The sequence below is a fragment of the Bacillus coahuilensis m4-4 genome, assembly GCF_000171615.1.
GTDB lineage: Bacteria > Bacillota > Bacilli > Bacillales > Bacillaceae_K > Bacillus_T > Bacillus_T coahuilensis.
In genome coordinates, this window is the sequence record NZ_ABFU01000051.3 from 1 (window position 1) to 13,380 (window position 13,380).

Annotated in this window: 5 protein-coding genes, 6 pseudogenes and 1 CRISPR repeat array (1 of these 12 only partly in view); of the genes and pseudogenes, 9 read left to right on the forward strand and 2 right to left on the reverse strand. The window is 35.8% G+C overall.

Annotated features, from left to right (window positions below; translation table 11 throughout):
- The first annotated feature begins 84 nt into the window (after positions 1–84).
- Positions 85–960 carry an NAD(P)-dependent oxidoreductase gene (locus M44_RS12690; RefSeq protein WP_010174182.1) on the forward strand — a complete coding sequence of 292 codons (876 nt, stop codon included), beginning with the start codon at positions 85–87 and terminating at the stop codon, positions 958–960.
- 141 nt (positions 961–1,101) lie between these two features.
- Here M44_RS12690 and M44_RS23000 read toward each other — a convergent pair whose 3' ends face one another.
- The gene (locus tag M44_RS23000; RefSeq protein WP_010174184.1) at positions 1,102–2,181 is read right to left on the reverse strand and encodes a C40 family peptidase; all 1,080 of its coding nucleotides are present in this window, start codon (positions 2,179–2,181) and stop codon (positions 1,102–1,104) included.
- 125 nt (positions 2,182–2,306) lie between these two features.
- A pseudogene (locus M44_RS23005) lies at positions 2,307–3,180 on the reverse strand (DMT family transporter).
- A gap of 142 nt (positions 3,181–3,322) precedes the next feature.
- On the opposite strand from M44_RS23005, the gene M44_RS12705 reads away from it, so the two are divergent.
- From M44_RS12705 to cas2, 8 genes and pseudogenes are all read left to right on the forward strand, one after another.
- Positions 3,323–3,637: a rhodanese-like domain-containing protein gene (locus tag M44_RS12705; RefSeq protein ID WP_010174189.1), complete on the forward strand. Its 315-nt coding sequence runs from the start codon at positions 3,323–3,325 to the stop codon at positions 3,635–3,637.
- 287 nt (positions 3,638–3,924) lie between these two features.
- The gene (locus M44_RS12710) at positions 3,925–6,351 is read left to right on the forward strand and encodes a CRISPR-associated helicase/endonuclease Cas3 (RefSeq protein WP_010174191.1); all 2,427 of its coding nucleotides are present in this window, start codon (positions 3,925–3,927) and stop codon (positions 6,349–6,351) included.
- Positions 6,352–6,508: 157 nt separating this feature from the next.
- A pseudogene (gene cas5c / locus M44_RS23010) lies at positions 6,509–7,219 on the forward strand (type I-C CRISPR-associated protein Cas5c); the annotation flags it as partial.
- Positions 7,216–9,093, forward strand: a pseudogene (gene cas8c, locus M44_RS23015) (type I-C CRISPR-associated protein Cas8c/Csd1). The pseudogenes cas5c and cas8c, both read left to right, overlap by 4 nt.
- A gap of 18 nt (positions 9,094–9,111) precedes the next feature.
- Positions 9,112–9,973, forward strand: a pseudogene (gene cas7c / locus M44_RS23020) (type I-C CRISPR-associated protein Cas7/Csd2).
- Positions 9,963–10,623: pseudogene (gene cas4 / locus M44_RS23025) on the forward strand (CRISPR-associated protein Cas4). Before cas7c ends, cas4 begins: the two co-directional pseudogenes overlap by 11 nt.
- Positions 10,620–11,652 (forward strand): annotated as a pseudogene (gene cas1c / locus M44_RS23030) (type I-C CRISPR-associated endonuclease Cas1c). Before cas4 ends, cas1c begins: the two co-directional pseudogenes overlap by 4 nt.
- A 9-nt stretch (positions 11,653–11,661) precedes the next feature.
- The gene (gene cas2, locus M44_RS12740) at positions 11,662–11,952 is read left to right on the forward strand and encodes a CRISPR-associated endonuclease Cas2 (RefSeq protein WP_010174196.1); all 291 of its coding nucleotides are present in this window, start codon (positions 11,662–11,664) and stop codon (positions 11,950–11,952) included.
- A 168-nt stretch (positions 11,953–12,120) separates the two neighbouring features.
- Positions 12,121–13,380: direct repeats of the CRISPR family, unit length 32 nt; unit sequence GTCGCACTCTACATGAGTGCGTGGATTGAAAT (it continues 2,146 nt past the right edge of the window).

Consider the following 13,380-nt stretch of genomic DNA (forward strand, 5'->3'; position numbering starts at 1 on the left):
CAATAAAAAAGCTTGGGGTTACCATCCCAAGCTTTTTTATTGAATTATTTTCATCTAAAATAACGGATAAGGAGAGTGATGTTAATGGTTTCGACGGAAAACACAGTAGTCGGTTTTATTGGTACCGGAGTAATGGGAAATCATATGTCTCGTCATATTTTACAGGCGGGGTATGAAGTGGTTGTGCATACGAGAAATAAGGAAAAAGCTCTGAACCTTTTGGAGATGGGGGCAAGATGGATGGAATCGCCCAAGGATGTGGCGAATGAAGCAAATGTCATCTTCACCATCGTAGGCTATCCTAAAGATGTCGAGGACGTGTATTTAGGTGATAACGGTATTATTACGAATGGAAAAAAAGGTACATATGTTATTGATATGACAACCTCTACGCCAAACTTAGCGAAACGGTTGTATAAAGAGGCAAGTGAAAAAGGGATCCATGCTCTAGATGCGCCTGTTTCAGGTGGAGAAATTGGGGCAAAAGAAGGACGACTTTCCATTATGGTCGGAGGAGATAAGAAAGCGTACGAAGCGGTTCAACCGATTTTTGAGTTGTTCGGAACGAATATCGTTTATCAAGGGGAAGCAGGAGCAGGACAGCATACGAAAATGTGTAATCAAATGGCCATTGCGACCAATATGATTGGAGTTTGTGAAGCGGTCATTTATGCTGAAAAAGCAGGACTTGATCCACGTATCGTTTTACAAAGTATCTCGTCGGGTTCAGCAGGAAGTTGGTCATTGTCCCATCTAGCTCCCAAAATGATTGACGGAGACTTTGAACCAGGGTTTTATATTAAGCATTTTATAAAAGATATGACGATTGCTCTAGAAGAAGTAAAAGCGATGGGCATGCTGACTCCCGGTTTAGAGCTTGCGAAGCAGATGTATGAAAAGCTTGCAGAAGACGGGGAAGAGAACAGTGGTACACAGGCGCTGTATAAATATTGGGCGTAGATGTAAGAGGAGCAAATCCCTATAGGATCTGCTCCTTCACTATTTAGGTCACAGTCTATATAAAAAAGAAATATGATTCCTTTTATTCATTAGATTCATAGTCGTTTGATAAAATAATGTAAACGTATAAGTGCAATTACTTTAATGAAAACGATTGTAGCTTACAAATCGAGCATTCCAATAGGAATTCGTTAAACTGGTAATTTCAATCCCAGAGCTTCCTGCATGAACAAACTCGTTATTTCCAATATAAATCCCCATATGTGAAATTCCAGCTTTATACGTGTTAGCAAAAAATACTAAGTCTCCAGGAACAGGTTCTGATACTCCGTAAGAAAGATTATAGTAATTTAAGCTACTCCCTCTTGATAGATTGTAGCCTGACTTTGTGAACACGTAATAAATAAATCCACTGCAATCAAATCCTGAAGGTGATGCACCGCCCCAAGAATAGGGAGTACCAACCAATGAAAAGGCTAAGTCTAACACTTGATTAGAGGATGTTTTCTTTTTTTCTTCCTTCTTTGGTTCTTCTTTTACTGCTTCTGTTGGCAATTCCCCTCGGATTTTTAACGTTTGTCCTGCGAGGATGATATGGTTATACAAACTGTTCAGTTTCATAAGGTCTGTAATGGTCGTATCGTGTTGTTTGGCTATGCTAGAAAGAGTGTCCCCCCATTGAACCGTGTACGTATCCTTATTCAATGTAGTTTGTGTGGTAGCTGTTGACGTTTCGTTGGCTGTCTTTTTTTCTCCATTTGGTTCTTCTAAAATTAACACTTGGCCTGGGTGAATGAGGTGAGAAGTGATGCTATTCCATTCCATGAGCTTTGTATACGGTATCCCAAATCTTGCACCAATTTCACTTAACGTATCGCCAAAAATCACCGTGTACGTTTTAATGGAGACAGGCGCTTCTTTTAGGTGCTTTTTTACTTCGCTCAATTCAATCACTTGTTTAGGAAAGATAAGATCACTCGTTAGATTGTTAATTTCCTTTAACTTTGTTACTGATGTATTGTGAAGACGGGCAATTTTCCAAAGAGTGTCCCCTTTTTGGACTTCATACGTGCTTTCATTCGCTTCTGCAAGATCTGACGCGATTGGACTGAACAAAGAGGCTGTTGCTAAAACAGAAAAGGCGGCCGTTTTTTCATTGTATTGCTCCTTTGTTATGATGATATAGTGAATGTCTTGCACTATCAGTATATCGAAAGACAAGTTTTCCTAGAATTAAGATCCTGTTACAAAATGAGTAGAAAATAAGTCGTTTGACCTAGTCCATATTAAATCTTTGATAAAGAGTTCTAATGTGAAGGAGAGTACATAAACTAAATAGGATGCCCTTACCGGACATCCTGAGCTTTTCGATCATCAGATTGATTTCGTTTAAACATATAAAATGAAGCAAGAAAGATGATCACGTAGCCTAATAGGCTAATACCATCTGGTATCTGCCCAAATAACACGATACTGATAATGGCCGAGTAGACAACCGTTGAATAAAAAGAAAATCGATATATCCCTCGCAGGAGCAAATTTATAGGCAATGGTAATACCAAACTGACCTAATGTTGCAAACACTCCAGCTGATAATAAATAGACGGTTTGTTTAACAGTCATTGGTTCATAGCTTAACAAAACAAAGGGTAAGAGTACTGCGGTGGAGAAGAATGAAAAATAAAACACGATGGTATAAAATTTTTCCTTTGAACCTAGTGCACGTAAAACTGTATAGGCCCCTGCTGCAAATACGGCTGAAAGTACACCCATCATATAAGGAAACGTCTCAACAGAAAATTGTGGCTTAATGATAAAGAGTGTACCAATGAAAGCAATCACCACGGCAATAATCTGATACGGCTTCGCTTTTTCTTTTAGAAAGATGCTAGAAAAGATGATAAGTAAAAAGGGACTTAGTTTATTTAACATATCAGCATCGGATAACACGAGATGATCAATTGCATAAAAATAGAATAAGATTCCTAATGTACCAAGGGCAGAGCGAAGGATTAAGAGCTTCTGATTTTCTCGCTTTCCAAATAGCTTTTCCTTATAGTATAGGACAAAGCCAAGTGAGATAATGGCTGATACAGAATTTCGGAATAAAGTTTTTTGAACGGTAGGAAGATCTCCCGAAAGCTTCACAAAAGCCGCCATCATAGCAAAACCAAAAGCGGATACTAGGAGTAAAAGAATTCCTTTATTTTTATCTGACATAATGTCCTCCAGCATGTTTAGTGTACGAGCGTCATATTACAGAATTCGTCAGACCGTGTCAAATACTCTGACTGCAAACTCCTTTGGGTTTCACCATTTATTTTGATATAATACGATCATGAAAAAGAAAGGGTGGATAACCATGAGTGATGTAAAAACGATTACACCTGAAGAGCTTCAAAAAAAGCTCCAAAGTGGAGAAGAACTATACCTTGTTGACGTTCGTGAAAACGAAGAAGTAGCAGAAGGCATGATTAAAGAAGCGAAGCATATTCCAATGGGAGACATTCCTGCTTCACTTGATCAATTTGATAAAGACAAAGAATACATATTCATTTGCCGATCTGGTAACCGTAGTGGCAATGTATGCTACTTCATGGCCGACCAGGGCTTCAAAGTAGTCAACATGTCAGGCGGAATGCTTGAATGGACAGGAGATACAACTCCAAAGGCATAATGTGAAAACCCCCTTTTGATTGTGAGATCGGAAGGGGGTTTTTTATTTTATGATTATTATATATGGAACCTATAGCCTATTTTCTTGTAGAAGTTATAATTCTTGTAAGATCTAAAATATGTATAAGAATATCTGTTACCTCTGCCTTCCAGTTTCCAACATGAAAAAATTTGCAAGAACTAAAAGGAAATTTATAACAAATTGCGAATACTAAATATAAGCTTAGTAAGAAGTAGTCCATTTAGTAATGAATACACTTAATTAATAAAATGGAAAGTGGTGCTTATATGATATATATTGCACATATTAGAGAAAGTGATGGGGAAATACAAACAGTTAGAAATCATTTAGTAGAAGTTAAAGAGCTGGCTGAAAATATGGGAGAAAAGCTTGGAGTTAAACACATTGCAGGGCTTGCAGGAATGCTTCACGACGTAGGAAAGTATTCCGGAGAATTTCAAAACTATATCATTGAAGCTGTTGAGAATCCAGAAAATCCACCAAAACGGGGTAGTGTTGATCATTCGACTGCCGGCGGAAAATTACTTTATGATTTATTACATGTAACCAACATTCGACAATATACAGGAATACTAGCAGAGATAGTTGGGAATGTAATCATCTCTCATCATTCCTATCTTAAAGATTTTTTTAACTCTGAGCTGGAATCAGATTATTTAAAAAGAGTAAGGGATAAAGAATTGCCTCAGTTTGAATTGACTAAAAGGATATTTTTTAATCAAGTGATAAGTGAAGAAGAGTTTTTGGCTTATGTAGAGAAATCTTCTAATGAATTGAAATTATTTCTACAAAAGGATTCATCGAAAACAAGTGAATTTAAATTCATGTTCCTTACTAAAATGATATTTAGTATTCTTATAGATGCTGATCGAACAAATACTAGATTATTTGAAGAAAATAAACAATATATACAGCAAGAAAATTCGTTGCTTTTTTCTACATATTACAATAGCTTAATGAAGAAGATACAAGCCTTTAATAGTAACTCACACAAAATCAGCCCTATCAATACACTAAGAAATGAACTTTCAGAACAATGCGATGCATTCGCGGAAAAATCCTCAGGCATTTATACTTTATCCATCCCTACAGGAGGTGGAAAGACCTTTGCAAGTTTGAGATATGCACTAAAACATGCAAAATTATATGATAAAAAGAGGATTATTTATGTTGTTCCGTATACAACGATTATAGAACAGAATGCAGAAGAGATAAGGAAGATCTTACAAGATAATGAAAACATCTTGGAACATCATTCAAATGTAGTGGATGATTTAGATGATAACGATGAAGACCAAGATGGACTAATGAGTAGGAGTCAAAAATTAAAATATGCTAAGGATAACTGGGATTCTCCAATTATATTCACAACCATGGTTCAATTTTTAGATGTTTTTTATGCAAAGGGCAGTCGGAATATACGAAGGCTCCACAATCTATGTGAGTCTGTTATCATTTTTGACGAGGTACAAAAGGTTCCTACTCATTGTGTTTCATTATTTAACAATGCTCTAAATTTTTTAAAAGATTATGGACAATCTAGTATGATTCTTTGTACAGCGACTCAGCCTGCCTTAGATTTTGTAGAACATAAGCTGTCGATCAATAATGATGCTGAAATTATTGAACAGATTGATGATGTAGTTGAAAAGTTTAAAAGAACAGAGATTATAGATATAGCGACCTCAGAGTCCTTTACAGAGGATAAGTTATCTAAGTTTATTGGTGAGCAGTTAATAAAATCGAAAAATATATTAATTATTTTAAACACAAAGAAAGCCGTTAAAAGATTATATGAAAGACTGAAAGAAACACATTTAAATGTTCCAATTTATCACTTGAGCACTTCAATGTGTGCTGCACATAGAAAGACAATTTTAGAGATAGTAAGAGCTCAATTAAAAGAGGGAAAACAACTTATATGTATTAGTACTCAGCTAATAGAAGCAGGAGTAGATATTAGTTTTGAATGTGTCATACGTTCGTTAGCAGGATTGGATTCAATTGCTCAAGCAGCTGGAAGGTGTAATAGACATGGAGAGCTAGAGGTAGGACGGGTCTACGTAGTAGATTATTGTGAGGAAAATCTAGATAGGCTAAAAGAAATATCTGTTGGTAAACAGATTTCAAGGAAAATATTCGTAGACTTGAACACAGATACTACTAGTTACGGGGGACATGTTTTATCAACTAAAGCCATGGCTCGCTATTTTCAAGAATATTATTTACATTTTTCAGCAGATTTAAATTATTATATTCCGAAATTCAAAAAAGAAATGACGAATCTACTAATGGGAGAGAGACGAGATAATAGTTACCGAAAAGCGTTTATTCATAAGTTTAACATACCAGATGTTCAGTTGTTTATTTTGAACAGCTATGGTTCTGCATCTGAATATTTCAAAGTAATTGATCAGGTAACTACATCTGTGGTGGTACCTTATGGACAAGGTATTGATATAATTGCCCAGCTGAATAGTAGTAATTCAATTGATGATTTAGGAAAGATTATGAAAATAGCACAACAGTACAGTTTAAACCTTTTTGAACATGATAAGAGGAAATTGATTGAAAATAAGGGACTAGTCCCATTATTAGATGGTAAAATTTTTGCGCTTACAGAAGGTGCTTACAATAAGGAATTTGGACTAGATCCCGAAAATGAAAGTGGCTATGTATCAGCTATATACTAAAAAACCTATCTTAGTGAAAGATAGGTTTTTTCTATTAATAAATTCTTCTATTAATAATTTAATCTAGCAGCGGGACTGTGGTAAAAAATTGAAATTATTACATATGGAGGTTACTATATAGTTATAAAGACTTATTAGAAGGAGGTGAGAGTATGCGAACTCAGTAGAGTTTGAACTATTTGGTTCTTACGCTTTATTTACAGATCCTTTAACCAAATTGGGTGGAGAAAAAATGACCTATCACGTTCCGACATACCAGGCCCTAAAAGGAATTGTAGAATCTATCTATTGGAAACCGAGTTTGTTGATGGTGGTGGATGAACTTCGAGTATTGAATCCTATCAAGATGGAATCAAAGGGTATACGCCCTATCGAATATGGAGGTGGCAATACTTTAGCTAATTATACATACTTAAAGGATGTACGCTACCAAGTAAAAGCACACTTTATGTTTAACCCTTATCGACCAGATTTAGCAAGTGATCACAATGAACACAAGCATCATAATATTCTCAAACGATCTGTTAAATCTGGTGGACGAAGAGATATCTTTTTAGGTACGCGTGAATGTCAAGGATATGTTGAGCCTTGTGAATTTGGCTCGGGTAAAGGATTCTATGACAATTCTCAAGAAGTTCATTTCGGAACGATGGTACATGGTATTAATTATCCTGATGAGACAGGCAGAAACCAAATGGAGGTCCGTCTTTGGAATCCAATAATGACTGATGGCATCATTAAGTTTATAAGTCCAAATGATTGTACTCAAGTTCGTAAATTATTTAATTATCAAACTAAGATTTTCAATCAATCAAACTTTGAATATGTAGACAAGCTATATGAAAAATTGGAGGTGAAAGATGAATGAGCTGGTTACTGAATTTATATAAAACATATGAGTTAAACCTTGATCAAGTAGGAAAAACATCACCAAAATACAATGGTCATGAATATACATTACTTCCAATCTCTCATACAACACAGACAGCTCATTTAGAAGTTTATATTACGGAAGAAGGAAATTTTCACTCAGCAAATTTAACAGATAAAAGTGATGCAAACACAGTTATTCCTTGTACAGAAGATTCTGCTAGTAGGGCAGGTTCCAAAATAGCTCCTTATCCACTTCACGATAAACTTATTTATGTAGCGGGTGATTTTGTAAAGTATGGAGGAAAAATAAAAAAAGAAGAACCTTATTCATATTACATTAATCAACTAAAAGAATGGGCAAACTCACCGTTTTCCGTTTCAAAAATTAAAAGTATTTATATCTATCTTAGTAAAAGGAAGTTAATTGAAGACCTAATTAATGTAGGGATACTACATACCGATTCCAAAGGAAATCTGATAAACCAATGGGATAAGGAAGCTGAACGGCATTTAATAGAGAAACCACCTATTTTTTCAAGGGTTACCGGTGATCTAGATAGCACTTTTATTAGGTTTACGGTACGGTCGACTAATAAAGTTCTTTCCCCAATATGGAAAGATCCTATAGTGTATGAGTCTTTCATTCAATTCTACGACAATATGTCTGGAAAGAGTGATTATTGCTATGTTACTGGCAAAGAAATGCCAAGTACAAGTAAACATGCAAACAAAAATTAGAAATGCTGGGGATAAGGCAAAATTAATTTCAGCAAATGATACATCTGGATTTACGTTTAGAGGGAGATTTAACAAAGCTGATGAATCTGCTGCTATTAGCTATGAGGTCTCACAAAAAGCTCATAATGCATTAAAATGGCTTATTAATAAACAGGGGAAAATAATAGATCAGCGTGTTTTTCTTGTATGGAGTAATGATGCAATGCCTATTCCTGATGTAGTGGATGATAGTTATTCTATTTTTTCATCAAGTGAAAAAAGTTCTAATGAAGACGAAAGTACATTCTATACTCAAGAAGAATTTGCTAATGAATTTGCAAAAGCGATAGATGGATATAAGAATAATCTTTCTACCAAGGCAAACATTCAGATCTTAATTTTAGATTCAGCTACAACAGGAAGATTGGCAGTTTTATATTACCGAAGTATAAATCAAGAAATGTATTTTAATAGAATCAAGAATTGGCATACAACTGCTATGTGGGAATTCCATTATAGAAAAGATCACAACGGAGAGTTTGTAAAATTTTATGGTACTCCCGCTACGAAGGATATTGCATTTGCAGCTTATGGTCCCCATGTTAGTGAAAAAGTAGTAAAAGGGCTCATGGAACGAATGATACCTTGTATCATGGATGAAAAGAAAATTCCAGTTGATATTGTTAGAAGTGCCATTTATCGTGCATCGAATCCAGTTTCTATGGAAAAATGGCAATGGGAAAAAACACTTAGTATCACTTGTTCATTAGTTAGTAAACATGAAGGGGGAATCTCTGTGGCGTTGGATAAAGAGAGTATGGATCGTGACTATTTGTTTGGTCGACTTCTTGCTATTGCAGATGTTTTAGAAAGAAATGCTTTAGATTCTGGTGATCAAAGGGCGACTAATGCTAGAAGATATATGAACTCCTTTTCTCAGCACCCTGCAAGAACGTGGAAAACGATACAAGATGCTTTACAGCCATATCAAGCTCGCTTAGGAGAAAAGTTTGGTATTATAACAAATTACTAGACGAAGTGGGTGCAAGCATAAAGCTAGAGGACTTTACTAACAAACCACTATCAGGAAAGTACTTGTTAGGCTTTTATAGTCAACGGCAAGATTTATATCAAAAAAAAAGTAAATGTTAATGGAGAGGGGAATAATGCATGAACACTTTGGACCACAAGGTTGACTTTGCAGTCGTAGTTTCGGTAACAAAAGCAAATCCTAATGGAGACCCTTTGAATGGGAATAGACCAAGACAAAATTATGATGGATTTGGAGAAATCTCTGATGTAGCTATCAAACGAAAAATTCGTAATCGTCTACTTGACATGGGGGAATCTATATTTGTTCAGTCTCATGATAAGAAGTCTGATGATTTCAATAGTTTAAGAGAAAGAGCAGATGCTAATTCTGAATTAGCTTTAGCATTAAAATCAAAAGAAAACGCTAGTGAATTATTTGCTGCTGAAGCTTGTAAATCTTGGTTTGATGTAAGAAGCTTTGGACAAGTGTTTGCTTTCAAAGGTGGAACTGGTAAAGGTGTTTCAGTAGGCGTTAGAGGACCTGTATCCATTCATACTGCAACAAGTGTCAATCCTATTACTATTACTACTATGCAAATTAACAAAAAGTGTAAATTCAGAACCTGGTAAAGACAAAGGTTCTGATACAATGGGCATGAAGCATCGTGTTGATTTTGGAGTATATGTATTTTACGGAAGTATTAACACTCAACTAGCAGAAAAAACAGGCTTCACCAATGAGGACGCTTTAAAATTAAAGAACGCACTTGTAACACTTTTTGAAAATGATGCCTCTTCTGCACGCCCTGAGGGAAGCATGGAAGTAATAAAAGTTTGTTGGTGGGATCATAGTTCAATATTAGGAAAATATTCATCAGCAAAAGTCCACCGATTATTAGAAATTAAGAGTGAAGTTGAAGAGCCAAAATCTATTGATGATTATATGATTATCGTAAATGAACTCGATGGGTTACAAGTGGAAGTCATTGATGGAATCTAATGAAGATGAAAACTATTTAATGTTATCTGGAATCCAACACTTCTCATTTTGTAAGAGACAATGGGCCCTTATTCATATAGAACAACAATGGGAAGAGAATGTAAAAACTATAGAGGGTCAGCATTTACATAAAAAAGTTGACCAACCATTAATTAGGGAAAAGCGCGGTGACAAACTTGTCGTACGCGCTATGCCCGTAAAATCAAACCAATTAAAAATAACAGGTGTTTGTGATGTGGTGGAATTTATACGTAATGATGAAGGGATTGAACTAAATGGAGAGGAAGGAAAATATAAAGCTTACCCAGTTGAGTACAAAAGAGGTAGACCAAAAAAAGACACCACTGATATTCTTCAACTAACAGCTCAAGCCCTTTGTTTAGAAGAAATGCTTCTAATAGAAATTGATAGTGGTTTCCTTTTTTACAATGAGATTAAGCACCGAGTAGAAATTCCAATTTCGTCAGAACATAAGTTAAAAGTAAAGTCTATTGTGACTGAAATGTTTGATTATTTTCAACGTGGTTATACACCGAAAGTAAAAGCCGGTACTCACTGTAAGAGTTGCTCCCTTCAAAATATTTGTTTGCCTAGTTTGATGAATAAAAAAGTCTGTTAAAAGCTATATTGAGGGGAAGTTAGCTGAATGAAAAAGCTATTAAATACTTTATTTATCACTCAAAGTGATGTGTACCTTTCATTGGATGGCGATAATGTTGTGCTACTAAAAGGAGATGACAGATTGGGGCGTGTACCATTACATAATCTGGAGTCAATTATTACATTTGGTTACACAGGAGCCAGCCCCTCTCTCATGGGGTATTGTGCAGATCGAAGTATAGCATTTAGTTTTTTTAACTGTAAGCGGAAAGTATAAAGCTAGAGTGGTTGGAAAAAGCAGTGGAAACGTGATTTTAAGGAAAAAACAATATCGTTTATCAGATGATGAAGAAACATCTGCAAAAATAGCGAGAAATTTTATTATTGGAAAAGTTTATAATTCTAAATGGATTATTGAAAGAATGACAAGAGATTATCCTTTAAGAATTGACTTAGAAAAATTCAAAGAGATTTCCAAACAGTTGTCAATATTAATTCAAGAGATCAGAAAATGTAATGATTTAGAAAGATTAAGAGGATTAGAAGGACAAGCTGCCTTTAACTATAATAGGGTATTTAATCAAATGATCTTGCAACAAAAAGAGAATTTCTATTTTCACTCTCGTTCTCGTAGACCTCCATTAGATAATGTAAATGCAATGCTATCTTTTGCCTATACACTTTTAGCTAATGATGTAGCTTCTGCTTTAGAATCGGTTGGCCTAGATTCTTATGTAGGTTTCATGCACCGTGATCGACCTGGTAGAGTTTCTCTGGCTTTAGATGTAATGGAAGAGTTAAGAGGAATATATGCAGACAGATTTGTTCTATCATTGATTAATAAAAAGGTTGTAAATAAAGATGATTTTGTACAAAAGGAAAATGGTTCGGTCATTATGACAGAGGATTCAAGAAAGAAATTTTTAAATGCATGGCAAAATAAGAAAATGGAGAAAATTACTCATCCTTATCTTGGGGAGAAAATTCAGTGGGGGTTAGTACCTTATTCACAAGCTTTACTGCTAGCTAGATATTTACGAGGTGATTTAGATGAGTATCCACCATTTTTATGGAAGTAGGTGCAAGAAATGCTCGTTTTAATTACCTATGATGTAAGCACACTAACTAGTGAAGGGAGAAGAAGGTTACGTAAAGTGTCTAAGACTTGTCAAAATTACGGGCAAAGGGTACAGAACTCTGTATTTGAGTGTATTGTGGACTCTACTCAATATACCTCATTAAAGCTTGAATTAAGTGAAATTATCGATGAAAACAAAGATAGCTTACGATTCTATCAATTAGGCAACAATTATAAACATCGAGTGGAACATTTGGGAATTAAAGAATCATTAGATCTAGAAGGTCCGATAATTTTCTAGTGCGAATAGTAAGCTCACATGAAATTACCAGTGGATTCGCACCAAATATTTAGAGGTTTTTGTAATGAAAAACAAGAAAATAGTAACTTTCCTGTTAAAATCGCTAATGTTACAAGATTTTTATAAAGAAATTACGGTATTTCTACATTTTTTTTATTAAAAATCGCAGTCGCACTCTACATGAGTGCGTGGATTGAAATCAGAACCAGTTGGAATAGGGGCATTGTACACTCTGTCGCACTCTACATGAGTGCGTGGATTGAAATTGTCCATATATCTGCATTTGAACGCACTAGCTCCCGTCGCACTCTACATGAGTGCGTGGATTGAAATACAATACATTCCCCTTGCAAATGCAGAAAATGTTGTCGCACTCTACATGAGTGCGTGGATTGAAATAAGAATCCTTCTCCACCTAAATCCAATGCTTTTTGTCGCACTCTACATGAGTGCGTGGATTGAAATTCCGCCTGTTGCAACAAGCAACTGATTAATTAAGTCGCACTCTACATGAGTGCGTGGATTGAAATGCTCAAGCAAAATCTCCAGGAGAGCGAGAGCTTCGTCGCACTCTACATGAGTGCGTGGATTGAAATTTCGTTGCTCAAATAAGGTACCTGCAACTCCTGTGTCGCACTCTACATGAGTGCGTGGATTGAAATCAAATGGGAGACGCACAACTCAATGTGGATAGGAGTCGCACTCTACATGAGTGCGTGGATTGAAATTTACTAGATGGATCATATTCATTAGCAAGATACGTCGCACTCTACATGAGTGCGTGGATTGAAATATCCGTTTAAACTTGATGGGTCAGTACCGTCAAGTCGCACTCTACATGAGTGCGTGGATTGAAATCTTCTATCTATATTGAATAAAACAAGAACAAAAAGTCGCACTCTACATGAGTGCGTGGATTGAAATATCGAAAACAGATGGTTCAAGCACAAGCACAAATGTCGCACTCTACATGAGTGCGTGGATTGAAATCAGTAACTAGACCAGATACAGAAACAGCAACTAGGTCGCACTCTACATGAGTGCGTGGATTGAAATCCTTGCTTATCAGCTTTTTGAGTGGGAAGGATTGTCGCACTCTACATGAGTGCGTGGATTGAAATTTTAATTGTTTTGGTATAGCAACTCTTATCTACCGTCGCACTCTACATGAGTGCGTGGATTGAAATCAACATACGCACACTCCCTTTCTATTTTTTGCCGTCGCACTCTACATGAGTGCGTGGATTGAAATTCGATTAGCTTGACTTACACCACGTAGTGCAATATCGTCGCACTCTACATGAGTGCGTGGATTGAAATCTTGAATTCTAGTAATAACTCTAAAAATTCATCTGTCGCACTCTACATGAGTGCGTGGATTGAAATATTTCGATCAAATTCGCCTTTCGGCCATCGAATGTCGCACTC

Excerpts from the sequence above, each read along its gene's own strand:
- M44_RS12690 (WP_010174182.1), top strand. The coding sequence starts at position 85 with ATGGTTTCGACGGAAAACACAGTAGTCGGTTTTATTGGTACCGGAGTA.
- M44_RS12705 (WP_010174189.1), top strand. The coding sequence starts at position 3,323 with ATGAGTGATGTAAAAACGATTACACCTGAAGAGCTTCAAAAAAAGCTC.
- M44_RS12710 (WP_010174191.1), top strand. The coding sequence starts at position 3,925 with ATGATATATATTGCACATATTAGAGAAAGTGATGGGGAAATACAAACA.
- cas2 (WP_010174196.1), top strand. The coding sequence starts at position 11,662 with ATGCTCGTTTTAATTACCTATGATGTAAGCACACTAACTAGTGAAGGG.